Source organism: Asticcacaulis sp. AND118 (assembly GCF_020535245.1).
In the GTDB taxonomy this organism is placed as follows: Bacteria; Pseudomonadota; Alphaproteobacteria; order Caulobacterales; family Caulobacteraceae; genus Asticcacaulis.
Genome location: NZ_CP084911.1, coordinates 228,434 through 255,000, shown reverse-complemented (window position 1 = coordinate 255,000; position 26,567 = coordinate 228,434). Strand labels below are relative to the sequence as shown.

The window sequence follows — 26,567 nt, the reverse complement described above, 5'->3', positions numbered from 1 at the left end:
GAGACTCCGAAAGTAGTGGCGAGCGAAATCGGACCAGGCCAGTGATCTTGTGATATAAAGCCGAACAGCTTGGAAAAGCTGACCATAGCGGGTGATAGTCCCGTAGGCGTCAACTAGCAAGATCCTCGAGTAGGGCGGGACACGTGAAATCCTGTCTGAATATGGGGGGACCACCCTCCAAGCCTAAGTACTCCTCTACGACCGATAGTGAACAAGTACCGTGAGGGAAAGGTGAAAAGCACCCCGACAAGGGGAGTGAAACAGAACCTGAAATTGGAAGCCTACAAGCAGTCGGAGCCCCCAAGCGGGGTGACGGCGTACCTTTTGTATAATGGGTCAGCGACTTCATGTGCCGAGCAAGCTTAAGCCGATAGGTGTAGGCGTAGCGAAAGCGAGTTTGAATAGAGCGTTAAGTTCGTCGCATGACGACCCGAAACCAGGTGATCTATCCATGAGCAGGATGAAGGTACAGTAACATGTACTGGAGGTCCGAACCCGTGAATGTTGAAAAATTCTGGGATGACTTGTGGATAGGGGTGAAAGGCCAATCAAACCTGGACATAGCTGGTTCTCCGCGAAATCTATTTAGGTAGAGCGTCCGACGAATGCCTTGGGGGGTAGAGCACTGGATGGTTGCGGGCGGCGCGAGCTGTACCAATACTAACCAAACTCCGAATACCCAAGAGCACTATCGGGCAGACACACGGCGGGTGCTAACGTCCGTCGTGAAAAGGGAAACAACCCTAACCATCATCTAAGGCCCCCAAGTTATGGCTAAGTGGGAAACGATGTGGGATTGCATTGACAATCAGGAGGTTGGCTTAGAAGCAGCCATCCTTTAAAGAAAGCGTAACAGCTCACTGATCAAGCGATCCTGCGCGGAAAATGTAACGGGGCTCAAGCCATACGCCGAAGATATGGGTTCACGTAAGTGAGCGGTAGCGGAGCGTTCCGTAAGCCTGAGAAGGTCAATCGTGAGGTTGGCTGGAGGTATCGGAAGTGAGAATGCTGACATGAGTAGCGATAAAGAGTGTGAGAGACACTCTCGCCGAAAGACCAAGGGTTCCTGCGTAAAGCTAATCTGCGCAGGGTTAGCCAGCCCCTAAGGCGAGGCCGAAAGGCGTAGTCGATGGGAATCCGGTGAATATTCCGGAGCCAGTATGAAGTGACGGATGGCGTAAGTTGTATGTGCTTATTGGATTGTGCATGCAGCGAAGTTGTCCCTGGAAATAACTCATACATAGACTGTACCCGAAACCGACACAGGTGGTCAGGTAGAGCATACCAAGGCGCTTGAGAGAACTATGCTGAAGGAACTCGGCAAATTACACGCGTAACTTCGGGATAAGCGTGACTCACCTTGCGCAAGCAGGACTGAGTGGCACAAGCCAGGGGGTAGCGACTGTTTATCAAAAACACAGGGCTCTGCGAAGCTGTAAAGCGACGTATAGGGTCTGACGCCTGCCCGGTGCCGGAAGGTTAAAAGGAGGGGTGCAAGCTCCGAATTGAAGCCCCGGTAAACGGCGGCCGTAACTATAACGGTCCTAAGGTAGCGAAATTCCTTGTCGGGTAAGTTCCGACCTGCACGAATGGCGTAACGACTTCCCCACTGTCTCCAGCATAGGCTCAGCGAAATTGAATTCCCCGTGAAGATGCGGGGTTCCCGCGGTCAGACGGAAAGACCCTATGAACCTTTACTATAGCTTCGCCTTGGCGTTAGCAGCAACATGTGTAGGATAGGTGGGAGGCTATGAAGCAGGGGCGCCAGTCCTTGTGGAGCCATCCTTGAAATACCACCCTTATTGCTGTTGGCGTCTAACCGCGGCCCGTCTATCCGGGTCCGGGACATGGCGTGGTGGGTAGTTTGACTGGGGCGGTCGCCTCCCAAAGTGTAACGGAGGCGCGCGATGGTGGGCTCAGAACGGTCGGAAATCGTTCGATGAGTGCAATGGCATAAGCCCGCCTGACTGCGAGACTGACAAGTCGAGCAGAGACGAAAGTCGGCCATAGTGATCCGGTGGTCCTGCGTGGAAGGGCCATCGCTCAACGGATAAAAGGTACTCTAGGGATAACAGGCTGATTTTGCCCAAGAGTCCATATCGACGGCAAAGTTTGGCACCTCGATGTCGGCTCATCACATCCTGGGGCTGGAGCAGGTCCCAAGGGTATGGCTGTTCGCCATTTAAAGTGGTACGTGAGCTGGGTTCAGAACGTCGTGAGACAGTTTGGTCCCTATCTGCCGTGGGTGTTCGAGACTTGAGAGGATCTGTCCCTAGTACGAGAGGACCGGGATGGACATACCTCTGGTGGACCTGTCGTGGCGCCAGCCGCGCAGCAGGGTAGCTAAGTATGGAATAGATAACCGCTGAAAGCATCTAAGCGGGAAACTAACCTCAAAACAAGGTCTCGCTGAGGATCGTGGTAGACGACCACGTTGATAGGCTGGGTGTGGAAGCTCCGTGAGGAGTGAAGCTAACCAGTACTAATAATCCGATCGGCTTGATCGTTCCCTCAAATAAACGCACCGAAAACCGTGCGCGTTCATAACGACAATGTCTTCCTTAACTTGTGTTTGATTGACCTGGTGGCTATGCCGGCCGGTCCCCACCCGATCCCATTCCGAACTCGGTCGTTAAGCCTGCCTGGGCCAATGGTACTTCGTCTTAAGGCGCGGGAGAGTAGGTCGCCGCCAGGTCTATCAAACACAAGCAATAACCCTTCACTCACTCTACCTTTAAAGAAACCGGCCGCTATTCAGCGCCGGTTTTTTTGTTGTTCTGAACCGGTATTATCTCGCCGGAAATATCATCACCCATTGCTTGACAGCCTTTCCCCTTCCGTTTCAGCCTGAATGCCTGTGAACGGGAGGCTGTGATGAAGGCATGGATAAAGCTGGGCCTCTGCCTGGCGGCAATGGGCGGGGCTTCGGGGGCCTCGGCGGCACCCGCTGCGCAGACGGTTTTCATCAATGGCAAGATACTGACTGTCGATACCCATGACGCTGTGGCCGAGGCCGTGGCGGTCAAGGAGGGACGGATCGTCTTTGTCGGCAAATCGTCCGATGCCAAGGCGCATATCGGCAGGCGGACGGAAGTTGTCGATCTCAAGGGCCGGACGCTTATGCCGGGTCTGGTCGACGGGCATATGCATCCGCAATCGGGAGGCTTGCGGACGCTGGGGTGCAATCTCAACTATGAGCGGCTGACGCGCGAGGCGTTTCTCACAAAAATTCAGACCTGTCTGGATGCTGAGACCGATGCGCCGGCTGAGCGCTGGCTGGTCGTCATCAACTGGTTCCAGCAGGATATGATCCCGACGGGTTATGCGCCGACGCGCGCCGATCTCGATACGCTGAAGACTCCTCGACCCGTTATGGTGCGTTCGTCCTTCGGGCATTCGGCTCTGGTCAACAGCAAGGCGCTGAGTGTAGCGAAGATCGCTCGTAACACGTCTGACCCCAAGGACGGCAAGATCGTGCGCGGGGCCGACGGCGAGGCCACCGGTTTGCTGGAGGACGCCGCGCAATCCATGGTGCAGGCCCTGATCCCGCCACCGGACGAAGCCACGAATCTCAAGGCCGCGCAGATCGCGCTGAGACTGATGGCCGAGCAGGGGATTACGACCTTTCTCGACGCCTATACTGACATCGAAACCCTGACGGCTTATCAGACGCTTTACAGGCGCGGCGAGTTGACGGCGCGCGGGCATTTTGCCGTGCTGATCGACGCCGGTGAACATTACAATGCCAAGGCCGCGGTGGCGGAGGTCGTGCGCCAGCGCGGGCTCTACGACACTGGCGATCAGGGCGTGAAACCGGCTTTGCGCGTCCATACGGCCAAGCTGTTTCTCGACGGGGTGATCACGGCGCCAGCCTTTACCGGGGTGATGGTGGCGCCCTATTTCGAGAACAAGGGCACGGAAGCGGATCCGCACTGGCGGCCTGGAAACCATCGCGGGCCGCAACCCTATTTCACCACGGCGCAACTGAATGAAACCCTAAGCCTGCTGGCTGAGGCTGGCATCGATCCGCATATCCATGCCGATGGGGACGGAGCCGTGCGTCTGGCGCTTGATGGCGTGGAGGCGTTGCGTCGTGCCTATCCGGGCAAGGATATCCGCCCGGCCATCGCCCATGCCGAGATCGTCGATCCGGCGGACTATGCGCGTTTTGCCGCGTTGAACGCCTTACCGGTGTTGTCGTTCCAGTGGGGTAAGCCTGCCGCCGACACCATCGAAGGTGCGCGCGACTATCTGGGGCCCTATCGCCATGCGATTATAGAGCCGTCGGGTCTGCTGGGGCTTTATGGGGCGCGGCTGACCTTCGGCAGCGACTGGCCGGTCGATGCGCTGGACGAATGGTTCGCGCTTAAGGTCGCGGTGACGCGCACGGCGGCCAAAGCCGATCAGGTCAAATATCCGGGGCGCTTGGGCGTCGATCCGGGCCTGACGCTGAATTCGGCCCTGCGCGCCATGACCATGGGGTCGGCCTATGCCTTGCACGTCGATGACAGCGTGGGGTCTATAGAAGTGGGCAAGCTGGCCGATCTCATTGTGCTGGATCGCGATCTGACGGCGACCGATCCCGAAGCCTTGGGTGATACGAAGGTCGTGCTGACCATGCTGGGCGGCAAAGTCGTTTACCGGCATGACTAGAACTCGCCTGATGGCTCTCGCCACAGAAGCGCGAAACTTTCTGCTGCCGGTTTGGGAGGAGTGGCAGTCGGCGCGTGGCCTGTCACCGGTCGTGCTTTCGACGCGCACCTGTGTGCGGTCGAGCCTGTTTTTGTCGCGTGTATTGCAGGCGCACGGTTTTGACGCTGCGTGGGTCAACAATGTGCCGCGCCTGTCGGAGGAGGGGCCAGAACTTGGCCCCTACGGCTATTTTGCCGATGCGCGTTGGGAGGCTCATGCTTGGGTGACTTGCGAAAACTGGATTGTCGATATCACCGCTGATCAGTTTGGCGGTGATCCGGTGACCGTCACGGAGAGGGGCAACCTACTCTATGGCTTTTCCGGTGTTGATACGGCGCCGGAGGCCACGCGACAACGGCGGGAAACGGAAATCGCAGTGCTTTGGCAAAGGTGGCTGGAACGGTCATGAAAACCCCGGAAGCCTGCGCTTTCGGGGTTTTGTTTATCAGAACGAATAGCTCAGATTGATATAGCCGGCACGGCCGATCGAGTCGTACCAGTCGCTGTTGTAGTAGGGATAGCTGGTCCAGCCCATGTCGCGGACCGGCTTGCGGTCGAGCAGGTTGTTCAGCGTCAGCGTCGCCTTCAGGTTCGTCTTGATGTCCCAGGTCGCGGTGGCGTTATAGATGGTGTAGGCCTTGACGCGGGCGTCTTCATCATAGTTCGGCAGCTTACCCGTGCGGTTGCCGGTCAGGGTGACCGAGACCGGGTTCAGCGCCCAGGTCAGAGACAGGTTGGCCTTGTCGCGCGGGATGTAATAGCCGCTGTCGACCTTGAGCTGATCGATGCTGTCGTCGCCCTCGAACTGGATCGAGGTGTGCTTGAGCACATAGGTATAGCCGCCGCTGAGCGAGAATTTACCGGCCTTGGTTTCCGGCAGGGCGGCGTGGAAGTTGAGGTCGATGCCGTCGGTCTTCTCGTTCGCCTGGTTGATCGGGTTGATATAGACATAGGTGATGGTGCCGCCGCTATCGCGGTTGACCCGCGAAAGGGCGTCGAGGCAGGTCGGCGACGTCGGGTTCACCGTCTGGCCCGTGTCGGTCTGACCGATGCGGCAGTCGGCTTCGTCGGTCAGCAGCTTCTTCAGGCTCAGATCCTGAATCTGGTTACTCATGTCGATGTTGAAGTAGTCGATCGAGATGTCGAAGTGACGCGAGGGTTGCCAGACGAAGCCGACATTGTACGACTTTGAGGTTTCAGGCTTGAGGTTGGTGTCGCCTTCGCGGTGCTTGAGGATTTCTTCTTCGGAGTAGTAGCACTCGTCATAGGGCAGACCGATTTCCGTCGGGTCGGTGCGGCACTGATAATAGTCGATGACGGTCGGGTGGAAGAGGTCGAGATTGGCGTAGAGATAGTGCAGGTCCGGCGCGCGGAAGCCCGTGCCGTAGGCCGCGCGCAGCAACAGGCTGTTCATCGGGCGGTATTCCAGACCGATATTGTAGGTCGTCTTGCCGATGTCGCGGTCCGCGAAGCCGAAGGTGTCATAACGCGCGGCGACGCTGGCCTGAAGGTTCGACAGCAGCGGCAGCGAGAGTTCGGCGCCGATGGCCTTATGGTCGCGTTTGCCCGCGCCGGAGGTGGCCGCATACTGATAATAATAACCGAAATTGGTGGCGTTAGCGTTCGGCTGGACCGAATAGGATTGCTCGTCGAATTCGGCGATGGCGGCGAAGCCGACCGGCCCGGCGGGTAGTTCGAACAGGGCCGGGTGGTTGAACGACAGGCTGAGGCCCTTGACCGTGGCTTCGGCCTTGGTGCGGGCATTCTCCGAAATCGAGCCGTATTGCGCCGGGGTCAGCGGCGTGAACAGCTTGGCCGGATCGGCGTCGAAGGTGTCATCGTCCAGCGCTTCGCCCAGATAGAAGGCGTTGGCCTTGGCGGCGACGATCTGCGGAATCTTGATGCGCGAGCGGTAGGTCGAATAGTTGACCGCCGCTTCATAGGTCCATTGCTGACCGAAGGCGCCGCGGATGCCGGCGGTCAAAGCGCCACTGGTCGAGTGGTTGTGGATCATGCCCTTTTCGAGGCCACCCATTTCTTCGGGCATGAAGACGCGCGACCAGTTTTCCCACTCGCCCGAATATTCGTTGTAGAAGTCTACGGCCGTGCCTTCGGCGTCCTGATAGCGCCAGTAAGTGACGTCGTTCATGACCTGCGTGTCAGTGACGCTGAGCTGAAGGTCGGCGAACAGGGTGGTCTTGTCGTCGATCTCATAGGTGGCTGAAGTAAAGGTCGAGCCCGACTGACGACCCGAGGTGATGGTGCCGTAGGACACGGCGGTCGGCGAGGCGCAGTAATAGTCGTCGAAGCGATCGACCGTCTTGACGACCGTACCGCCGGCCAGACCCGTCATTTTCGAGCAGTCCGTGCCGTCTTCGGTGGCGTAATAGGCTTCTACGTCGTAACGCTGGGCGACCTTAAACGGGAAGCGACTGCGTGCGGTCGGCGCGTCTTCGCGCGAGTCCTGAATTTCGCGGTCGAAGCCCCACACCGGGTCGCGGTCGCTGAGTTGCATACCGAAGACGAGGTTGAACCTGTTCTTGCTGAAGCCGGTGGACAGGGTCAGGGTCTTGTCATCGCCGCCGCCGTGCTCGGTCGTGCCGAGGCGCAGATCGACCGTCGTCTTGTCGACCTTCTTCTTGAGCGTGAAATTGACCACGCCGGCGATGGCGTCGGAGCCGTAGATGGCCGAAGCCGAGCCCGACAGCACTTCGACCTTTTCGATCATGCCCAGCGGGATGTTCGACACGTCGGTGAAGTTGCTGAGGCCTTGATAGGGCATCGGGAAGTCGGCGACGCGACGGCCATTAATCATGACCAGCGTGTGGTTGGGGCCGAGGCCGCGGAGATCGACCTGTGCCGCGCCCGGCGTCGTCAGCGCGCCGCCATAGGATTGCTGGCTTTGGGTTTGACCGCCGTTCTGGGTCAGGCTCTTGAGCACGTCGGGAATGGTGGTGTAGCCTTCGGCGGCGATAGTCTGGGCCGTGACGGTCGTGATGGGGGCCGGGCCTTCCTTGCGGATGCGGGGGATGCGGGAACCGAGAACGGTGACGGTTTCGACAGGCTCTTCAGCCGCTGCGGGCGCCTCTTGCGCTGCGGCGCTGACCGGTATCAGGCTAGTGCCCGCCAGCAAAGCGATCTTGAGCATGACGGGTAAGTGTGATCTCGACATGGTGCACTCCACAGCGCTTGAGCGAAGGTAACGGGGTTATGGGCGCGTTATCCCCACGCGCCGCTATTCTGTCGAAATGTGATCTCAGAATGTAAATTTGTGCAATCATATTGTCGCAAAGACTTCACATGTGCTTAGATGTGACACATTAATGTAACGCCGGGTCAACTAGTTACGGAGGCAATCATGTCGCGTCGCGCACCTATCCTGTTGTTTGTGATCGCAATTTTGTGCGCTGCGGTAACGCCCGTAGCCGCAGAGGATTTTTTAGGGGGCCTTTTCGGGGGTAAGGGCTATAAGACCTTCCTTATCGGCGACCCGCAAAAGCCGCGCGAAACGGCACCGCAGCCGGGTCTGTTGATGGCCGGAGGCGGGGAGTGGCCCTATGACGCCTTCCGCTGGTTCGCGGACAAGGCGGGGCATGGCCACGTCGTCGTCCTGCGCGCGTCGGGCACGACGAGCACGGCGGACGAGATGTACAAGCAGGTCGGCGGCTTCGCCTCGATCCGCACCTTTGTGTTTACTGACCGCAAGGCCTCGACCGATCCGGTGCTCCTTGAAGCACTGAAAAATGCTGACGGCATCTTCCTTGCCGGCGGGGATCAGTCGAACTATGTGCGTTTCTGGAAAGGCACGCCGGTCGAAGCTGCGCTCAATGCCCATGTGGCGGCGGGCAAGCCTTTGGGCGGCACATCGGCGGGCCTGGCCGTGCAGGGCGAATATGCTTACGGCGCGATGGACGGCGGCAGCATCGATTCCGAAGAGGCGCTGAAGGACCCGCTGGGCGCGGCGGTGACCATGGAAACCGACTTCCTGCGTTTCGATCTGCTGAAAGGCATCGTCACCGACACCCACTTCAAGGAGCGCAAGCGTCAGGGCCGTCTGCTGGCTTTTCTGGCCAAGTCGCAGCAACTGGCCGGGCGGCCGCTGACTGGCATCGGCGTGGATGAAGAAACCGTGCTGGCGGTCAATGGTGACGGTTCGGCGCGCGTCTTCAGCAATATCGGCGGCTATGCCTGGGTGTTCGAGGATATGAAGCCGACCGACCTCAAGGTGGGCAAGCCGCTCACGGCCGACAATATCAAGGTCACGGGCCTGGGCAAGGGCAGCACCTTCAACGTGCTGACGCGCGCTATCGGCAACCCCGCCTTCGTCAAGCACTATACGGTGCAGGACGGCGTGATGCGTGAAAAGAAGCGCTGGGCGCTGGCCATCCACGGCGGGGCGGGCGTCATAGAGCGCGCCAATCTTGCGCCGGAACGCGAGGCGCAGTATCGCGCGGGACTGACCGAGGCGCTGGCGGCCGGTCAGGCCGTTCTGGAAAAGGGCGGTACGGCGGTCGATGCCGTCGAAGCCACGGTGCGCGTGCTGGAGAATAATCCGCTGCTCAATGCCGGCAAGGGTGCGGTCTTCACTGCCGAGGGTATCAATGAACTGGATGCCGCCATTATGGATGGCGCGACGCAGAAGGCCGGGGCCGTGGCGGGTGTGACGCGCACCAGGAACCCGGTGTCTCTGGCCCGCGCGGTGATGGATAAATCGCCGCACGTCATGCTGGCCCGCGACGGCGCGGACAGGTTTTCGGTCGAGAAGGGGCTGGAACAGGTCGATCCCAAATACTTCTTCACGCAATCGCGCTGGGATCAGCTCGAAGCGTGGAAGAAAAAGAACCTCGCGGCGGTCGACATGACCCATATGTTCGGTACGGTCGGCGCGGTGGCGCTCGATCAGGACGGCCATCTGGCGGCGGCGACCTCTACGGGAGGCACGACGGGTAAGCGCTGGGGCCGTATCGGGGATTCGCCGATCATCGGCGCCGGCACCTATGCGAAGGACGGAGCCTGCGCGGTTTCGGCGACGGGGACGGGCGAATATTTCATCCGCGAATCCGCCGCGCGTCAGGTCTGCGACCGCGTGACGTGGAAGGGCCAGAACATTGCCGACGCCGCGCAGGAGTCGATCATGGCCGTAGGCGCGATCGGCGGGGACGGCGGGCTGATCGCCATGGACGCGGCGGGTGAAGTGGCCTTCGGGTTGAACGACCTCGGTATGTATCGCGGCACGGTGTCGGCGGACGCGCCGGCGAAAACGGCTATTTTCGCGGACGAAAAATAGTGTAGCGTTCACTTAACGCACTTTTCGGAAAGCGCCTGAATCGGGGACGCATGGGGACGCGCAAGGTCACGCCTGAGATCGACGCCACTGACCGCCGGCTTCTGGCGGCGCTGCGCGAGGATTCGCGCCTGACCGTGTCGCATCTGGCCAAGCAACTCGAAATTCCGCGCACCCAGGTCTATGCGCGACTGGCGCGGCTGGAGGCCGAAAAGGTCATCGGCGGCTATACGCTGCGCATGGGGCAGGCCTTTTCACGCACCCGTATGCGGGCGCACGTAATGATCAAGTGTCTGCCGCGTTTCAATCTGGAGGTCGAGACGGAACTGGCGCGTCTCACCGAGATTTCGGCCATCTACGCCATCAGCGGTGAATACGACATCATCGCCATGATCGAAGCGGCCAACAGCGAGGAGGTTAACGACCTCATCGACCGCATCGGCCTGCTCGAAGGCGTGGAACGCACAACCACCTCGGTCATTCTCGCGACCAAGCTGGAGCGCTGAGGCTTGATGCCGCTGGCCGTGAACGGCCTCAATAACTCAGACTAATGGCGTTATTTTGCTTGCGTCAGACGGTGTTTGTCTCATTATGCGGGCATGGAGGGGAGCCCCATGACTCAGATCGCCGATCATCCGCTACGCCTTGCCTTGAGCGAGCTTATGCACGAACGGGCCTTGCCGGTGCTGGCCGCGCCGCTGGCTCTGCGGAGTTGGGTGTTGCTGGTCGACGATGCCGACCGCGCCGCGGAAACCGAGTGGGTGAACCGTCTGGGCGACGGCGCGGAAGGACGGCTGGCGCGCATCGAAGCGCAGGCCGGGCGGATATGGGAACGGCACGGCGAATTTTCGACCTGGCTGAGCTATACGTCCGATCCGGCGGCGCTGCAGGCGGCGGCCGACCGGCTGTGGTTTTGCGTCCTGCGCACCGAGGCCTTCGACTGGCTGAGCGGCGCACCGGGGCAGGTTTTTCGCAGCGTCGAAATCGCAGTCGACCGGCACGCGCCCGACATGGACAGTCTGGGCCGGTGCCTTGACCTGTCGACCTGCGTCAGTTGCGACGCGTTCGACGGTCGTGCGCAGATCTGGACCGATTTCAGAGCGCATGACAACGGAGCCGGACGGATCTTCATCCACGACAAGGGGCTGCGCAACGACGAATTGTCGCGTCTGCTGCAAACCCTGATCGAGATCGGCCATTACCGCAAACTGGCGCTGCTCGGCTTTCCGGAGGCGCGCGCCATACTGACCTGGCTGAAGGGCGCGGAGCAGCGACTGGTCGACATGACGCGGCAACTGAACCGGCCGGGAGCATCGCAGGACGATATCTACGATAGCCTGACGGCCCTGTCCGCCGACGTCGAACAGCGCATCAACGAGGTGGGCTTTCGTCTGGGGGCGACCGAAGCCTATGCGCGGCTGGTAGAGGATCGGCTGATATCGCTGCGCGAACGGCCGGTGGAAGGCTTCTCCACCATGAAGGCGTTCATCGAACGGCGTCTGCAACCGGCCATGCGCACCTGCGAGGCGGCGTCGGCACGGCTGAACGACGTGTCGGACCGGATTGGCCGGGTTAGCGATCTGCTGCGCGCCAAGGTCTCGATCTCGCTCGAAACGCAAAACCAGCTTTTGCTCAAAAACATGAACGCCCGCGCGGAGTTGCAGGTCAAGCTGTCTGAACTGGTCGAGGGGCTGTCAGTTTTTGCGCTGTCCTACTACATCATCAATCTGATCAAATATGTGCTGGAGCCGGTCGTCGGCCATTCGAAAGGCGTGACGGCCGGCTACAGCCTCGGCGTGATCGTGGTGCTGGTCGGGGCGTGGCAATTCATCCGTCGGCGCAAACGCAAATTGCGGGTGGAGTAGGGGGGCTCGCCGGGATCGAAGGGGTCTGTTATGGTGAATGCGGGGGGACATGATGACCGACGCAACGCCGACCACGACCGATGCATTCGAGACCCTTCTCACGGCAACGGAAACGCGGGTGAAACATTCGCAGCACGCGCACTGGTACGCGACCAACGTGTTCGATCGACTGGCTCGCTGGACGACCATCGCCAATATTCTCGGTGGCGCCCTGGTGTCCGTCCTCAGCACGGCTATCTTCGCTTTTGAAGAACTGCTGAAGGCCTATAACGACTCTGTCGTCCTGCTGCTGTTTCTGGCCGGTGCGGGGGTGTCGATCGTCTCGATACTGCAATCGGTCATGCGCTGGTCCGAGAGATCGCAAAGCCATTTCATTGCAGCCAACGCCTATTCATCGTTGCGGCGTGAGCTGGAGATTCTCCGGCTGAACGCCGTCCGCGACCCGGCGGCTTTGCAGACGGTGATTCAAAAACTGGCCAATATCTCGGAAGTGTCGCCCGCCGTGCCTCAAAGCCTGTGGCAACGTGCATGGAGGCAGGGCTAGAGCGCAATCCGATAAAGTGGGCACCACTTTACGGAAAAATTGCGCGACCACTCAAACACTTAGAGCGAGATGATGTTTCCACTTTAAATCATCTCGCTCTAGGCTTTAATCGCCCAGAGGCGATGGAAGTAGATGAGGGCGGTTAGGGTGCTTGCGCATATGATCGCGGCCGACGCATAACACACGGTGGAAAAGAAGCTCAGCCAGCTTACGGACAGGTTGCCGAAATTCTTGAGAAGCATCAGACCGACGCTGCCGGCATAGCCGGAGGAATCCGCCACATATATGAAGAAGGCCGCATTGCCAGGCACGCCTATGGCGGCCGTCAGACGGTCGGCCAGCACGGCATTATAAGGCACGTAGCCGAGATAGACGCCGGCGCCGACGGCGATCATCCACCCTATCGACGACAGGTGTCCGGTCTGCCAGGCGAAGGTTGCGCCAGCCATCAGAACGGCTCCGGCGATGATCATGATATGATAGACCCGCACGGCCTGACGATTATTGCGGATCAGAGCGGTGAGGCCAAACAGCACCAGCACGATTCCTGCCACGGGCAACTCCGAAAGCGCGAAGATGGCCGGAGCGTCGCCGAAACCGAGCGCGTCCCATAGTTCTACGGCGAAGTTGTCGCGAAAGTCCCTCAGCGCCGTCAGGACGATGTAGGCCAGGACCAGCATAAACAGCCCGAAGCCCGTTGCGGCTATGAAGGCGGCACGCTCGGCTTTGAACATGGGGCGACGTTCGATGCGTTCGGCCACATCGCGCGCGTCGGGCGGCGGCGTCTGGGCCAGCGCCCAAACCGACAAAGCCAGCAGCGGGAAAAACAGCGCGCCGGTGGCGGCGGGCATCCACAATTCGGGCACCCCGTAATCGACGATCAGCGCGCGCCCGATGGACTTCACCGCGCCGGAAGAGACGATGAAGCTGACGCACAGGCCCGCCCCCAGTATCTCGCTGAGGCGGCGGCCTTCGAGATACCCGAAGACGAGGCCCCAAATCATGCCCAGCGGCAGGCCGCTGAGGAAGATGGCCGCCACCTTCCACGGTGGGGGGACCACGGCAAACAGGATCAGACCCAGCCACGAAACGGCGATAAAGGCGAGGATCATCAGCGGTCGCGCGGCAGGGCGGGCCTCGCTCACGACCTTGATGCCGATCAGTTTGGAGGCCGCGTAACCCAGCACCTGCGCGATGACCAGCGCGATCTTGAAATCCAGCAGAATGCCGAGAAGGCCGGACCAGCCGGAGATGTCCGCATAGGTTGCCGCGGTCAGCGGTTTGCGGAAGGCATACATGCAGAAATAGGTAATGAAGGCCGTGCTGAGGGCGTATATCGCCACCCATACCTGCCCGCCGCGCGTCAGGGCACGGGTAATAGAAGTCGCCACCGATATGCTCCCGCCATGTTCTTATCATGGCTGATGTAAATGCATTCAGTGTGTATATAATTATTGTTTATATAAACTGTGTGACGATAGGCCTTCAGGCTGTGAGAGCGTCCTTGAGATAGCGATCGAGAAACGCCTGTACGGTCGGCGTGACGGCCTTCGGGTCCTTCGCCTGCTCGTCGATGCGGCGCAGCGCCACGGCGTCGGCGGCGTAAGGCGTGGCGAGGAAGGCGGTTTGTTCGTCCGCGGGCATCGGCCCGCCCTGGAGTTTCAGGGAAATGACCGAGTCCTTGCCGAGCGTCGCCATGTACCCGTCTTCGACGGCGCAGAGGTACCGCTTGGCTGCCACGTGCAAACGAATCGGTTCGCTGACAGCGGCAGGGAAACGTTCGGCGGCCCAGACCGCACCCAGCTCTTCGTGGCGATCGTCGATACCGTCTTCCGCCGGCGCGTTGCCCAGATCGTGAACCATATGCCCGACATCGTGCAACAGGGCAGCCATAATCAGAGCGGGGGAGAGGCCCTGAGCCTCGGCACGTTGGGCCGACTGCAGAGCGTGCTGGAGTTGATTGAGGTGGTAGAGGCCGTAGGCGTGATGACCGTCGCGCAAATAGATGGAACAGATTTCCTGCGACAGGGCGTCGAGCTTATTCATAATTATTTCATATTTCCAAACTTAATATATTTGAAAATATTATATCGAAATCACCCGGCTTGAGCAAGGCGTGCAAAGGCGGAAACCGCCGGAATTTCGAGGCTTTCGCGCAGAGCGACGGCATAGACCCCGACCTTACGCGACAGTCCGCGAACAGGCAGGGCTTTCAGGCGCGCATCCTCGCCAACCTCGCCATCGAGCACGAAGCCGAGCCCAACGCCGTTGGCGGTTGCCTCCTTGACCGCTTCGCGGCTTTCGACCGTGAGAACCGGGGCGAAGGGGGCGCCGGCCGCCGACACGGCCAGTTCGCTGAGCGTGCGGGTGACCGAGCCTTCCTCGCGCGCCACCAGGGTCAGTCCGGCCAGTTCGGACGCGGCAATGTCGGCGCGTGCGGCGAAGGGGTGCGCCGCAGGTACAATCAGGTTCAGACCTTGTGGCGCGATAAGATGGCACGACAGGGCCGGATCGGGGTCCATCAGCGACATGATGGCGACATCGACGCGGCAATCCATCAGGTCGGCGCGCAGGGACTCGGTATTGCCTTGCCGAGCCGCGACCTCGATATCGGCATAGGTGCGCATGTAATGGCCAATGAGCGTCATGGCCACCGGCGGTGTCGAATAGCCGATAACTATACGGCCGCGCTTGAGGCTGGAGAACAGGTTGGCGGCGGTTTCGAAATCGCGCATACGACTGATGACCAGACGGGCGCGCGTATACAGCTCGCGCCCGGCGTCGGTCAGCGACTGGTTCTGAGAGCGGCGGTGCAGCAGCCGCACCCCGCAGGCCTGCTCCAGCGCATTGATCTGATTGGAGATATTGGGCTGAGATACACCCAACTCGGACGCGGCGCGCGAAAACGAGCCGAGATCGACGACCGCCACGAAGGCCCGCAGCGCCCCGATGGAAAGACCGCTCGATTCCCGGCGGCGTCCGGAACGTTCGACGCCGGGTTCAACGGCTTCATCGAGGGGCGCGGTCATGAAAAACTCAGGTCAGAATCTGCAAGGGCTCGATTCCAACCCTACCCCGCCGGACGGCAAAGGAAAACCCTCTTCCGGCGCGAACCGGAAGAGGGCGGTTTCAGGTCTCAGACGGCTTTAGTAGCTGTAGGCAAAGCGCAGGATGAAGTTGCGGCCCGGCTCCATATAGTCCTTCTGATAGGTCGGGTTGCGGCCCTTGGTGGTGTAGTAGCGGTGACCGTCCAGAATGTTCTGGATGTCGAAGTCGACCGACAGGCCCGGACGGATGATGTAGCGGGTGTGCAGGTCCAGCGACTTGTTCGGCTGCACCCACTTGTCGACCGCGTTGTCGCGGGTGTCTTCGATATAGGCGCCCTGATACTGGTAGCTGAGCTTGGCTTCGACGCCGTACTTCTGATAGGTCAGCGAGGCGTTATAAATCAGGTCTGGCGCCTGCAGGAACGAGATCGGGTGACCGCGACGATAGTCGAGACCGGTCTCCGCCGAAGAGTTCTGCGAGGTGATATTGGCCTCGACGCCGAAACCGTCGAACGGCGCCTGAAGGCCCTCGAATGACTTGATCAGGTTCAGTTCCACGCCTGTCAGCGTCGCATCCTCACCGTTCTGCGGCTGGGTGATGGTGATGGTGCCTTCCTTGGTGTCCGCATTGACCGAACGGCCATTGGTGAAGATGAAGTCGCGGATTTCCTTATGGAAGAAACCGATCGACACCATTGATGAACGATCCGGATAATATTCCGCCGACAGGTCGAAATTGACCGCCTTTGCGGGCTTCAGGTCTGGATTGCCGCGGCTGATCGAGACGATCTCGTCGGTAACCGGATCACGCCCCACGCTTTCGCCGCGGGTGATGTTGGCGTATTCCGGACGCGAGAAGCTGGTCCACAGAGCGCCGCGATAGACAAGATTCTGACCCTGACGATAGACGGCGGTGACGCTGGGCAGAACGTTGGTGTAGTCGCGCTCGGTTTTGCCAAAGCCGGATTTGTTACCGTCGTAGATCCACGCCACGGTCTCGACCTTGGTGTGTTCAACACGGGCACCGGCGATCACTTCCCAGTTGCCGGTCTTGATGTTGGCCAGACCGTAGGCGGCGTAGATCGTCTCGGTGCCCTGCTTGTCGTCGCGCGCCAGATCCTCGGCGCTTTGCGTCACCGGATTGGCGGCGCGGGCGGCGTTGATGGCGGCGATCACGCGATCACGGCTCATGATCGAGCCGTAATAGTAGCGATCTTTGAAGAAACCATCGACCTGACGCTCGACCAGACCCGACTGCGCCAGCGTCTTGCCGGCCAGAGAAGTGCCGGTCATGTCGCCTTCCCAGATCGGCGTATAGTCGTATTCACGCTCGGACTTCAGATACTTGAAGCCACCCTTCACATAGTCGATCAGGCCACCCATCTCGTAGCGCGCGTCGAGTTTGAGCGCTGTGCGGGCATCCGATTGCGTGTTGCGGTTCATCCAGGCGCCGTCTAATGGCAGGAGGTCATCGCGGCGATCGACATCGGCGGCGTAGGCCGGCAGTTGCGCCAGCGGGAAACGCGGATCGGCCGACGACCACAGGATACCGGTCGAGGTGAACATCGGGTGGGTCGAGCACTTGTCGCAGTTATAGGTAATACCGTAGGACAGCGGCGTGCCCTTCTCGCCGTAGGAATAGCTGAGATCGTAGTCCAGCGTCAGATGATCGTAGCGGCTCTGGCCGCCGGCATTGATCGTATAGAGCGACGATTCCTGATCCTGAGACTCGTGGGTGCGCGCGAACTGCATGGCCTGCGGGTCCCAGACGCCCGATCGACCGTTCAGCGACCAGTAGCCATTGCCGTTGCGGTCGGCGTCGGTGATGATCCCGTCGCCGTCGCGGTCGACGATCTGGGCCGTGGTGTAGCCGTAGATGCGACCCTTGGCGCCGGTGCCGGTGATCATCTGCTCGGGCTGGCGCAGCGAGGTGTCATCGATATTGACCTGATTCAGGCGTGCGGTCGGTCGGCTGCGGAAATCGGTCCAGTCATTGGTGCCGGTACGGTTCAGCTTCGCGTACTGACCGCGCACATAGAGGTCGTGCTGCTCGGAACGGTAGTCGACAGAGACGTTTCCGCCGAAACGCTCCTGCTCGCCGCGGCGATAGTCGAGGTCGATGCCCGGCAGGTACATGGAACGGTCGTCGATGGCCTCTTCCGAGTTCTTGCGCCAGCGATAGGGCTCCCATTCACCGTCGTTTTCGGATTCCTCGTTGGTGTAGTGGCTCTTGCCGTAATAGAGCGAGCCGAAGACGCCGAAGCGCCCGTCGCCGAGCTTGCGTGCGACATCGACCTGAAGCTGGCCGTTGCCGTCCTCTTCATTCTGTTTGCGGGCGCGGTCGTTGACGCCGTAGGTGCCGAAGACGCGAATGGTCGGCTTACGGAAGTCAAAGGCGGTGGGGGTGGCGAAGTTGACCGAACCGCCGATGGCGTCGCCGTCGAGATCAGGCGTCAGGGTCTTATTGACCGAGATGGCTTTCAGGCCGTTGGGCGGCAGGACCGTCATCGACATCTTGCGCGAGTCGCTGTCAGAGAGCGCCACACGCACGCCGTTGACGGAATAGGCGTTATAGGTGCTGGCCAGGCCGCGGATCGAGACGTACTCGCCTTCGCCGGTCTCCTGATTGACGACCACATTGACGCCGGGGATGCGCGCCAGCGCATCGGCGACATTGGCGTCCGGCAGCTTGCCCAGATCGTCGGCGGAAATGACGTTCACGACGCCGACGGCCTTCTTCTGTTCCTGAATGGAGTTGGCGTTCGACAGGCGCTGGCCCGTCACGACGACTTCGGTAATGTCTTCGGCGGGCGCGACAGTCTGAGCGATGGCGGCCTGCGCAGTGGCCATCTGCGCAAGGCCAAGCGCCAGCAGGCTGGCGCCGGTCAGGGCGGTCGTTTTGAGAGTGAAGGTCGGGTTGTTCATCTCTATCTCCGGTGTGGGTGCGCCTGTATGCGGCGCGCAAAATCCCTTCCCGCCAGAGAGGTGCCGGCGGGCCAAATGGGCAGGGTCGCCCGGCGGTCCCGGCCGGGCTCAGGTATGAGAGGTTGGTACGCGTGCTTTTGGGAGGCGGTCCCCGTTTGCAACCGATATCCGGAAGCCCCTTTCCGAATGTCGATTATAAATAATGCAAATGAGATGAGTTTATTTATATATTTTACGCATGACGGTTTGTTGACGATATATGCCTGAGCCTCATTTGTCTGTGCGGTGATGCACAGTGAACACATCGCGCAGGCGGCCTTCGGAATCGACCATGCGGCCCTCGATCTGTTCCGGCGTGACGTTCAGGGTGACATAGTGGTGGGTGCGTGCCGTCTTGGCCGAAAACCACGGCTTGTTGGGCGCAAAGTCCTCCAGATTACCGCCCAGACCGCCGACCTGCACATAGGTAATGCCGGTCTTGGGATCGACCTTGTTGGCGCGGATCGGCCAGCTACGCTCGTAGGTGTGCAGATGGGCGAAGAAGACCAGATCGACATTGTATTTTTCATACAGCGGCAGGAAGTCGGCCTGCACATCGCGGTCGCCTTCGCCGGCCTTTTCGCGGAAGCTGTCGCCATAATCGTCGCTGTCGGAGGTGCGCACGTCCTGATGGTGCATGGCAATTTTCCAACGCGCCTTCGAGGTCTTCAGCGCCTGCTCCAGCCACGCCTTCTGGCGTTCGCGGAAGCCCGGCGCTTCCTTCTCGCGTTCGGACAGGTTGGCGTCGAGCGTGAAGAATTCAACATCGCCATAGACCAGCGAGAAATAGCTTTCGCGCCTGGGCGAAGCCATGTTTTCGCGCAGATAATGCCGCCACCACTGCAACTCGCCTTCGCCATTGCCGACGACGCCCAGAACGGGCACGCGACCGGCGAAGGCCCCGATGCCGGTGAAATATTCATGTGTCCATTCGAAGCGCTTCTCTTTCGAGCCGCCGTCGGTCAGGTCGCCCATGATGGCGAGCAGGGCCGGGCGCTCTTCCCACATCAGTTGTGCCATGCGGTTATTGATGTGCGGACGGGCTTCGGTGTCGCCGGAGACGACCATGACGAAAGGTTGACCCGCCGGCGGCGCGGTGCGGAAGGACAACAGGCCGGAGTCGAGTTTGCGCCCCGCCGCATCAGTGCCGGTGACGCGGTAAAAGTAAGGGGTGTCGGCCTTCAGACCGCTAAGCTTGAGCCCATGCAGGCGGTCGGTCGTAGCGGGTAGCGGTGCCGTCTGCAGGGCGTCCTCACTCTCGCCATAGACCACCGTAGCGGTCGCCGGGCGGTCGAACTCGAACGACAACTGGATCGAATCCATCTGCGGTGTCGACAGATAGGGCGGTTGGGTGAAGTGGAAGCGATCGGCCCACAGGCGGCCTTCTTCGACCAGTTTTGCACGGTCGGCAAAGCGTTGCGCCACTTCGGTCGGTGTCATCGCACGGCGTTCCAGCGCGGCGACGTGGACCAGATTGGCCGGGATCATATAGGGCTCGTTGCCGAGGTAGCTGTCGAGCCGCACGGGTGTTGTGGCATCGGTCGGGGCGTTACCCTGCGCCACCGCCACACCGTTGTGATAGAGGCTGAGGCGGTGGCCCTGACGCACCAGAACGAGGTCGTGCCAACGTTCCTTGAACGGTTCCGGCAGCTTGGCGGTTTGAAGCGTTTCACCCCCGAAAGCCGCCTGATCGTTGAAGTAGCCCAGGCGCATGCCGCCGGCGCTCAGCAGCGTACCGACCGGTTGATTGACATGATCGACGATCCACAGTTCGAGAGTGAAATCGCCCGTCACGGCGTCGGAAGTCAGGATCTGTGAGTGGGTCGCCGTCAGGCCCTGAAACAAAGGCGCGGCGCTCAGCGGCGTTTGTAGAACCGGACCTTCATGGGCCTTGGCGGGCTTCACGGCGGCCTGACGCGGCAGGTCATAAGCCGGGTCCAATGGCCATTCCTCGGCAAGGGCCGGGGCGGTGATGAGAGAGAAAAGGCTCAGGCAGAGCGCGGTATGGCGTCGCATGGTGCATCCTCGAATGATGATTAGTTTTAATTATCGTAATAGAATTGTTATGCGACATTGTTATGAACCTTTTCGGAGGTATCTTTTATGTATGACATAGCCATTATCGGATCGGGCATAGTGGGACTGGCCCATGCCCTCATGGCGGCGCGGCGCGGCCTGCGTCCGGTCGTTATCGAGCGCAACGCCGCTCCCACCGGTGCTTCCATTCGCAATTTCGGCTTTGTCACCGTGACGGGGCAGGGCGAGAACGACACCTGGCATCGGGCCCTGCGCAGCCGCGACATCTGGCAGGAGGTTGCCCCGATGGCTGGAATCGACATCCTGCAACGCGGTTTGCTGGTGACGGCGCAGCGCCCGGAAGCCATGACGGTGCTGGAAGCCTTCGCGAAACATGAGATGGGCCGCGACTGCCGCCTTCTGTCGCCCGAAGAGGTACGTGCGCATTATCAGGGTGCCGGCAACGCCCTGCAAGGCGCGCTATATAGCCCTCACGATCTGCGCGTCGAATCGCGTACGGCCATACCGCTGCTGGTGCGCTGGCTTGCCGGCAATGGCGTGGATTTCCATTTCGATACGGCGGCCTTGGCGGTCGAAGGCTGCGAAGTGATTACGCCGCGGGGCCGCATCCGAGCCGAAAGCGTGGTGGTTTGCCCCGGCGACGACCTGACCAGCCTTTATCCCCATATCTACGCCCGTCATGCCGTCACGCGCACCCAGTTGCATATGATGCGACTGGCCTCGCCCGGCTTCGATATCGGTTGCCCCCGTATGTCTGACCTGTCGCTTGTGCGCTACCGCGGCTACGCCGAACGCCCTGAAAGCGCGGCGCTTATCGATGTGTTGCGACGAGAACAGCCGGAGCATCTGGCGGCCGGCATCCACCTCATCGTCACGCAGGCGGCGGACGGGTCGCTGATCGTTGGCGATAGTCATCACTATGATCGCGCGCCCGAACCTTTTTATGACGCGGCTGTAGAAGCGCTGATCCTCGACGAATTCCGCTGCGTTCTGGGTATCGAGCCGCCGCCTGTGCTCGAGCGCTGGCTGGGCACCTATGCCAGCGCCGGGGAGGACCTGATGCGCGTGTCGCCCCATGAGTGCGTGCGTCTGGTGGTCGTCACCAGCGGCACCGGCGCGTCCACCGCCTTCGGTATCGCCGAAGAAACCCTCAACGACCTGTTCGATACGGAGACCTGCCATGATCGTTAAACCCCGCAACCCCAAGGCCGTCATCTTCGACTGGGCCGGGACCATGGTCGATTTCGGCTCGCTGGCTCCTGTCATCGCCATGCAACAGGCTTTTACCGCTGTCGGCGTCGAGATCAGCGAAGCGGAGGTGCGCCTGCCCATGGGACAAGCCAAGCGCGACCACGTCGCCGCCTTGCTGGCCCAGCCCGCAGTTGCGAGCCGCTGGCAGGAAAAGACCCGGCGCGCGCCCTCCGAAGCCGATATCGAGCGCATCTACGCCAGTCTGGACGAATTGATGCGTGCGGCCGGAACCGCGCGCGCCACCCTGATCCCCGGCGCGCGGGCCACGTTTGAGTGTCTGCGCGCGGAAAGCGTGCGCATCGGCTCATCTACCGGCTATACGCGCGCTATGATGGGCCCTATCCTGACGGCTGCGGCGGCGCAAGGTTATGAGCCCGAATTGGTGGTCTGCGCCGGTGAGACGCCGCAGGGGCGGCCCGCGCCGCTCATGATCTGGAAGAATCTGGTCGAACTGGGGGGGTGGCCCGCTGCCGATGTCGTGGTGGTCGATGATGCGCCGGTGGGAATTGCGGCCGGTAAGGCCGCCGGCGCCTTTACGGTCGGGGTCGCGGCCAGCGGCAACGAAATGGGCCTGACCTTCGAAGCCTTTCAGGCGTTGACCGCCAGCGACCGGGAGGTGAGGATCGCCATGGCTCGTGACCGGCTCTACGCCGCCGGTGCCGATGTGGTGCTGAACACCGTGGCGGATCTGCCTTCGTGGCTGAAAGCGAGTCCATAAGAAGCGCCCGCACATCGATCACGCAGGGCAGGCAAACGGGAGGCCATTGCCTTATTCACGATGACTGCCGGAAATGCGTGTATATTTCGACGTTTTGTAAGGAAAGGCCGCGCTCGTCCATCTTAAGGGGCGAGAATGCAGAAGGTCGTCGTGACAACATCGGATCGCCTCCGTCTGGTGCACTGGATCTCGGCTCATGTCATGCCGCATGAGCCGGCGGTCCGCGCGTGGCTGGCGCGGGCTCTGGTGTCGGGGGCGGATATCGACGATCTGATCCAGGAAGCCTATTGCCGCCTGTCGGCCATCGAGGCCCCGGAACAGATCGCTCGGCCCGACGGGTATTTCTTCCAGATCGTGCGCAATCTCCTGCGCGAGCAGGTGCGGCGCAGTCAGTTGGTGCGCATCGACGCGACCGCGGCCATCGATACCCTGCCGTTCGACGACGAAGGCCCTTCGCCCGAACGCGTGACCAGCGCGCGCGAGGAATGGCGGCGGGTGCAGGCGGCGATGGAGACCCTGCCGCCGCGCTGCCGCGAAATCCTGCGGCTGCGCAAGATCGAGGGCCTGCCGCAAAAGGAAATCGCCCAAAGACTGGGCATCAGTGAGAGCATAGTGGAAAATGACGCCGTGAAAGGCCTGCGCTTGATTCAGCAATGGCTGGGACGCAATTCAGAAAAATCGAGCGGTTGGTTCAGGGGAGGTGGCGATGAGCGTACGCGAAACCGCCGCTGAGATCGAAGAGGCCGCGACCCGCTGGCTGTGGCGGCGCGAATCCGGAGACTGGGACGCCGACTCCGACGCCGCGCTCGACGACTGGCTGCGCGTCAGCACAGCGCGACAGGGGGCTTTCCTGCGCGCCGAGGCGGCGTTTATGACGCTGGACCGATTGAACTGGGATGCCGAACAGGCCACGCCGAAAACACCGCGCGCGTTGCCCGTAATGTCGCGTCGCTGGCTGATCGGCGGCGGGCTGGCCGCTGCCGCGTCGGTAACCGGGGCCTTCGTCATGTTGAAGGGCCAGAGCTACGTATCGCCGGTACGGGAAATTCGTTCCATTGCCCTCGCCGACGGTTCGGCAGCGACGCTGAACGCGGCGACCGCCCTGCGTGTCGATATGGGCGGTGAGGTGCGTCGCGTCGATCTGCAACGGGGTGAAGCCTTCTTTCAGGTTCACCCCGATCATGCGCGTCCCTTCGTAGTGGCCGCCGGCAAGCTGCGCGTCCGTGCGGTCGGCACGGCCTTTTCGGTGATCCACGACGGTGATCAGGCGCGCGTGGTCGTCACCGAAGGCGTGGTCGAAACCTGGTGGAGCGATCGTCCCGAAGCCCGCACGCGCGTGGCGGCGGGCGAGGGGATCGAGGCGCGCAGGTCCGAGGCCATCGTTAAGACCGCCCTGAACGACGGCGGGGCCGAGCGCAGCGTCGCCTGGCGATTAGGGCGTATCGATCTCAATGGCGAAACGCTGGATCAGGCAGTCGCGCAGTTCAACCGCTATAATGAGATACAACTCGTCGTCGCCGATCCGGCCTTGCGCGGCGAACGGCTCTACGGCGTGTTCGATGCACGCGATCCTCTGGCCTTTGCCCGCACCACGGGCATAGTATTGGGTGCGCCCGTGCGACGTTCAGATGGTGAGATTCGTATCGGCTGGGCCACACCTCGGTAAACTTCATGAAACCGTCATAAGGAAAGCCTGCTGCGGGCGGTCTTGTCTGTTGAAGCGTCCGATGGCCGGGCGCAGGCGGATATGGGGACAGACAATGATTTTCGGCAGCACTTCGCGCGCATTCTGGCTGGCGACGGCGGCGGTTCCGGCGCTCTGCGCCGCGCCGGCCCTCGCCCAGAACTACAGCTTCAATGTCGAGGCTCAGACGGCGGCCGAGGGCGTGCGCGCCTTCGCCAGTCAGTCGGGCAAGCAGGTGCTGATCAGCGCCGAAGCCGCGTCGGGCCGCCGCACCAATGCTGTGCGCGGCAGCTATACGGTCGAAGCGGGCCTGCGTCAGTTGCTGAGCGGCACGGGGCTTGAGGCCGTATCCACCGGCCCGTCGAGCTATGCGGTGGTCGCAAGTGCCGGTGCCCGCGCGGAAGCCGAAGCGCCGGTCGAGGTGGTGGTGACGGTGCAGAAGCGCGAGGAAACCGCGCAGTCCGTGCCGGCCTCGCTCAGCGTCATTTCGGGCAAGACGCTCGACCTTTACCGCATGTCCGACCTGCGCGACGTGTCGCGCGTGACGCCGGGCCTGATGGTCTCGGCCTTCAACTATTCGAGCCCGACCATCGCCATCCGGGGCGCGTCCAACACCTTCACCCAGATCGGCGCCAACAAGCCAGTGGCGGTCGTGCTCGACGACGTGTTCATCCCGCGCAATTCCGCGGCAGTGTTCGATCTGTACGGCCTCAACTCGGTGCAGGTGCTGAAGGGGCCGCAGGGCACGCTGTTCGGCCGCAACGTCACCGGCGGGGCGGTGGTGCTCGACAGCGGCAAGCCGACGCTCGGCGCGACGGGCGGCAGCGTACGTCTCGGTGGCGGTAATTTCGAGCTGAAACAGGCCGACGGGCTCATCGATGTGGGCCTGAGCGACAACACCGCCGTGCGTCTTGCCGCCTCGGTCAAGTCGCACGGCGGCTATGGCTTCGACCGCCTCAATGGCCGCGCAACCGACGATCAGGACAGCCGCAGCGTGCGCGCCCAGTACCGTTTCAAGGCCGACGACGGTTTCGAACTGCTGCTGGGGCTCGACTATAATGACGAGCACAATGGCGGGCGCACCCTGTCGTCCAGGGCCGCCGGTTCCGACGGTGACCGCCGCACGGCGGAGATGGGGTTCGCCCAGCGCTTCGATCGCAACCAGTGGGGCGGTTCGGCGCGCCTCTACTGGGACACTTCGGTCGGCAAGTTTGCGGCCATCAGCGGTTATCGCGCCTCGCAATCGGGCGAGGACTATTCCGGCACCGGCGCCAGCTACACCCTGCTCGGCGGTACGGCGACGCAGGCGCTTAACCGCGACGTGGACGATGTCAGCCTGTGGTCGCAGGAGGTGCGCTACGCCAGCCCGAAATGGAGCGGCGGGGACTTCGTCGCCGGTGTCTATCTGTCGCGCGAAGACGCCAAGCGCCAGTTGCGTAGCTGGACGCTGCGCGCCGTGACGGGCGCGGCCGCCACCGATGTCCTGACCGATCAGGCGGTGAAGTCCTACAGCTACGGCCTCTATGCCGACGGCGTGATCAACCTGCCTGCCGACCTGTTCCTGACGGTCGGTGCACGCTACACGCAGGACGAAAAGACCGCCACCCTGCTGCGCACCGACCGCGTCAACGCCGCCAACAGTTTTGTCGGGGCGGACCTGAAGGCCAACTGGAATGAAGTGACCCCGCGCGTCGTCCTGACCTGGGCCCCCAGCGACACTTTTCGCGCCTATGCCAGCGTGACCAAGGGCTATACGGCGGGCGGCTTCAACACCGACGCCGCCACGCTCAGCGCATTGAAGACGCCGTTTGATCCGGAAACCGTGGTCAACAGCGAACTGGGCATCAAGTCGCAGTGGTCCGGCAACCGCCTGCGCGTCAATGCCTCGGTCTTCGACATGAAATACGAGGACAAGCAGGAGCTTTTCTTCAACAATGTCACGCGCGTGCTCACCATCCACAATGCCGCCAAGGCCCGTATCAAGGGCGTTGAGACCGAGATGGTCTATCGTCCGGTGCGCTGGCTGAACCTGACGGCCACCTACGGCTATCTCGATGCCGTGTATGAGGATTTCGTCATCCCCGGCGGCGCGGTCTATACCGGCAATCCGGTGGCTTCGGCGCCGCGCAACAAAGGCTCGTTAGCGGCAGATTTCCGTCATGCGCTGGGCGAGGGCATGATCTTCGGCTCGCTGAGCTGGACGACGACGGACGGATATTACACCGGCGCGTCGAAGGACCCCAACCTGCATATCGACTCCTACAGCCTGACCAACGCTTCGCTCGGCTATGAACGGGGCTTGTGGAGTGCGCTGGCCTGGGTGCGCAATGCCGGCAATGTCGATTACGTGCTGACGCCGTCTACGCAGGGCGTGCTGGCCGAATATCTGGGCGAGCCGCGCACTATGGGCGTGACGCTGAGCCGGAGGTTCTAAGGGCATGCCAAAAAGTGTGCAGCGGTTTTTGGAATCACATGCGCGAC

The 26,567-nt window shown here is 61.4% G+C and carries 17 protein-coding genes and 2 rRNA genes (1 of these 19 cut by a window edge); 13 read left to right on the top strand and 6 right to left on the bottom strand.

Features of this window, described 5'->3' with window-relative positions; translation table 11 throughout:
• The 4 genes from LH365_RS14675 to LH365_RS14660 all read left to right on the top strand — a co-directional run.
• Positions 1–2,507, top strand: a 23S ribosomal RNA gene (locus tag LH365_RS14675); it begins 371 nt to the left of the window's first position.
• A gap of 73 nt (positions 2,508–2,580) precedes the next feature.
• Positions 2,581–2,695, top strand: a 5S ribosomal RNA gene (gene rrf, locus LH365_RS14670).
• A 179-nt stretch (positions 2,696–2,874) separates the two neighbouring features.
• Entirely contained in the window at positions 2,875–4,653 is a 1,779-nt protein-coding gene (locus LH365_RS14665) for an amidohydrolase (RefSeq protein WP_226746100.1), read from the top strand.
• 10 nt (positions 4,654–4,663) lie between these two features.
• Positions 4,664–5,101, top strand: a complete 438-nt coding sequence (locus tag LH365_RS14660; RefSeq protein ID WP_226746099.1) for a hypothetical protein — start codon at positions 4,664–4,666, stop codon at positions 5,099–5,101.
• Positions 5,102–5,137: 36 nt separating this feature from the next.
• Here the strand turns inward: LH365_RS14660 and LH365_RS14655 are convergent, their stop codons facing one another.
• The gene (locus LH365_RS14655) at positions 5,138–7,864 is read right to left on the bottom strand and encodes a TonB-dependent siderophore receptor (RefSeq protein WP_226746098.1); all 2,727 of its coding nucleotides are present in this window, start codon (positions 7,862–7,864) and stop codon (positions 5,138–5,140) included.
• Between the two features lie 186 nt (positions 7,865–8,050).
• On the opposite strand from LH365_RS14655, the gene LH365_RS18765 reads away from it, so the two are divergent.
• From LH365_RS18765 to LH365_RS14630, 4 genes are all read left to right on the top strand, one after another.
• Positions 8,051–9,979 carry an isoaspartyl peptidase/L-asparaginase gene (locus tag LH365_RS18765; RefSeq protein ID WP_370639764.1) on the top strand — a complete coding sequence of 643 codons (1,929 nt, stop codon included), beginning with the start codon at positions 8,051–8,053 and terminating at the stop codon, positions 9,977–9,979.
• Positions 9,980–10,029: 50 nt separating this feature from the next.
• Entirely contained in the window at positions 10,030–10,482 is a 453-nt protein-coding gene (locus LH365_RS14640; RefSeq protein WP_226746097.1) for an Lrp/AsnC family transcriptional regulator, read from the top strand.
• A 108-nt stretch (positions 10,483–10,590) separates the two neighbouring features.
• A complete protein-coding gene (locus LH365_RS14635; protein WP_226746096.1) occupies positions 10,591–11,841 on the top strand; it encodes a DUF3422 domain-containing protein in 1,251 nt (416 codons plus the stop codon).
• Between the two features lie 49 nt (positions 11,842–11,890).
• Positions 11,891–12,385: a hypothetical protein gene (locus LH365_RS14630; protein WP_226746095.1), complete on the top strand. Its 495-nt coding sequence runs from the start codon at positions 11,891–11,893 to the stop codon at positions 12,383–12,385.
• Between the two features lie 98 nt (positions 12,386–12,483).
• On the opposite strand, the gene LH365_RS14625 is transcribed toward LH365_RS14630, so the two are convergent.
• From LH365_RS14625 to LH365_RS14605, 5 genes are all read right to left on the bottom strand, one after another.
• Positions 12,484–13,776 (bottom strand): DUF5690 family protein, encoded by a 1,293-nt coding sequence (locus LH365_RS14625; protein ID WP_226746094.1) that lies wholly within the window; start codon positions 13,774–13,776, stop codon positions 12,484–12,486.
• A 94-nt stretch (positions 13,777–13,870) separates the two neighbouring features.
• Positions 13,871–14,431, bottom strand: coding sequence for an HD domain-containing protein (locus tag LH365_RS14620; protein ID WP_226746093.1), 561 nt, complete (start codon positions 14,429–14,431; stop codon positions 13,871–13,873).
• 50 nt (positions 14,432–14,481) lie between these two features.
• Positions 14,482–15,414, bottom strand: a complete 933-nt coding sequence (locus LH365_RS14615; RefSeq protein WP_226746092.1) for a LysR family transcriptional regulator — start codon at positions 15,412–15,414, stop codon at positions 14,482–14,484.
• Positions 15,415–15,531: 117 nt separating this feature from the next.
• Positions 15,532–18,357 (bottom strand): TonB-dependent receptor, encoded by a 2,826-nt coding sequence (locus LH365_RS14610; RefSeq protein ID WP_226746091.1) that lies wholly within the window; start codon positions 18,355–18,357, stop codon positions 15,532–15,534.
• 270 nt (positions 18,358–18,627) lie between these two features.
• Entirely contained in the window at positions 18,628–20,412 is a 1,785-nt protein-coding gene (locus LH365_RS14605; RefSeq protein WP_226746090.1) for a metallophosphoesterase, read from the bottom strand.
• A gap of 87 nt (positions 20,413–20,499) precedes the next feature.
• Between LH365_RS14605 and LH365_RS14600 the strand changes: the two genes are divergently transcribed.
• The 5 genes from LH365_RS14600 (at position 20,500) to LH365_RS14580 (ending at position 26,520) form a co-directional block, all read left to right on the top strand.
• Positions 20,500–21,624 carry a TIGR03364 family FAD-dependent oxidoreductase gene (locus tag LH365_RS14600; protein WP_226746089.1) on the top strand — a complete coding sequence of 375 codons (1,125 nt, stop codon included), beginning with the start codon at positions 20,500–20,502 and terminating at the stop codon, positions 21,622–21,624.
• Positions 21,614–22,402, top strand: coding sequence for a phosphonoacetaldehyde hydrolase (phnX, locus tag LH365_RS14595; RefSeq protein ID WP_226746088.1), 789 nt, complete (start codon positions 21,614–21,616; stop codon positions 22,400–22,402). Before LH365_RS14600 ends, phnX begins: the two co-directional genes overlap by 11 nt.
• Before the next feature lie 135 nt (positions 22,403–22,537).
• Positions 22,538–23,134 (top strand): RNA polymerase sigma factor, encoded by a 597-nt coding sequence (locus LH365_RS14590; RefSeq protein WP_226746087.1) that lies wholly within the window; start codon positions 22,538–22,540, stop codon positions 23,132–23,134.
• The gene (locus tag LH365_RS14585) at positions 23,109–24,068 is read left to right on the top strand and encodes a FecR family protein (protein ID WP_226746086.1); all 960 of its coding nucleotides are present in this window, start codon (positions 23,109–23,111) and stop codon (positions 24,066–24,068) included. The genes LH365_RS14590 and LH365_RS14585 overlap by 26 nt, the downstream gene beginning before the upstream one ends.
• Positions 24,069–24,162: 94 nt before the next feature.
• Entirely contained in the window at positions 24,163–26,520 is a 2,358-nt protein-coding gene (locus tag LH365_RS14580) for a TonB-dependent receptor (RefSeq protein ID WP_226746085.1), read from the top strand.
• The last annotated feature ends 47 nt before the right edge of the window (positions 26,521–26,567 follow it).

What these genes read in the sequence shown, in the direction of transcription:
- phnX (WP_226746088.1), top strand. Translation starts at nt 21,614, where the DNA reads ATGATCGTTAAACCCCGCAACCCCAAGGCCGTCATCTTCGACTGGGCC.
- LH365_RS14605 (WP_226746090.1), bottom strand. Translation starts at nt 20,412, where the DNA reads ATGCGACGCCATACCGCGCTCTGCCTGAGCCTTTTCTCTCTCATCACC.
- LH365_RS14585 (WP_226746086.1), top strand. Translation starts at nt 23,109, where the DNA reads ATGAGCGTACGCGAAACCGCCGCTGAGATCGAAGAGGCCGCGACCCGC.
- LH365_RS14640 (WP_226746097.1), top strand. Translation starts at nt 10,030, where the DNA reads ATGGGGACGCGCAAGGTCACGCCTGAGATCGACGCCACTGACCGCCGG.
- LH365_RS14620 (WP_226746093.1), bottom strand. Translation starts at nt 14,431, where the DNA reads ATGAATAAGCTCGACGCCCTGTCGCAGGAAATCTGTTCCATCTATTTG.
- LH365_RS14610 (WP_226746091.1), bottom strand. Translation starts at nt 18,357, where the DNA reads ATGAACAACCCGACCTTCACTCTCAAAACGACCGCCCTGACCGGCGCC.
- LH365_RS14615 (WP_226746092.1), bottom strand. Translation starts at nt 15,414, where the DNA reads ATGACCGCGCCCCTCGATGAAGCCGTTGAACCCGGCGTCGAACGTTCC.
- LH365_RS14655 (WP_226746098.1), bottom strand. Translation starts at nt 7,864, where the DNA reads ATGTCGAGATCACACTTACCCGTCATGCTCAAGATCGCTTTGCTGGCG.
- LH365_RS14590 (WP_226746087.1), top strand. Translation starts at nt 22,538, where the DNA reads ATGCAGAAGGTCGTCGTGACAACATCGGATCGCCTCCGTCTGGTGCAC.
- LH365_RS14580 (WP_226746085.1), top strand. Translation starts at nt 24,163, where the DNA reads ATGATTTTCGGCAGCACTTCGCGCGCATTCTGGCTGGCGACGGCGGCG.
- LH365_RS14635 (WP_226746096.1), top strand. Translation starts at nt 10,591, where the DNA reads ATGACTCAGATCGCCGATCATCCGCTACGCCTTGCCTTGAGCGAGCTT.
- LH365_RS14630 (WP_226746095.1), top strand. Translation starts at nt 11,891, where the DNA reads ATGATGACCGACGCAACGCCGACCACGACCGATGCATTCGAGACCCTT.
- LH365_RS14665 (WP_226746100.1), top strand. Translation starts at nt 2,875, where the DNA reads ATGAAGGCATGGATAAAGCTGGGCCTCTGCCTGGCGGCAATGGGCGGG.
- LH365_RS18765 (WP_370639764.1), top strand. Translation starts at nt 8,051, where the DNA reads ATGTCGCGTCGCGCACCTATCCTGTTGTTTGTGATCGCAATTTTGTGC.
- LH365_RS14660 (WP_226746099.1), top strand. Translation starts at nt 4,664, where the DNA reads ATGGCTCTCGCCACAGAAGCGCGAAACTTTCTGCTGCCGGTTTGGGAG.
- LH365_RS14600 (WP_226746089.1), top strand. Translation starts at nt 20,500, where the DNA reads ATGTATGACATAGCCATTATCGGATCGGGCATAGTGGGACTGGCCCAT.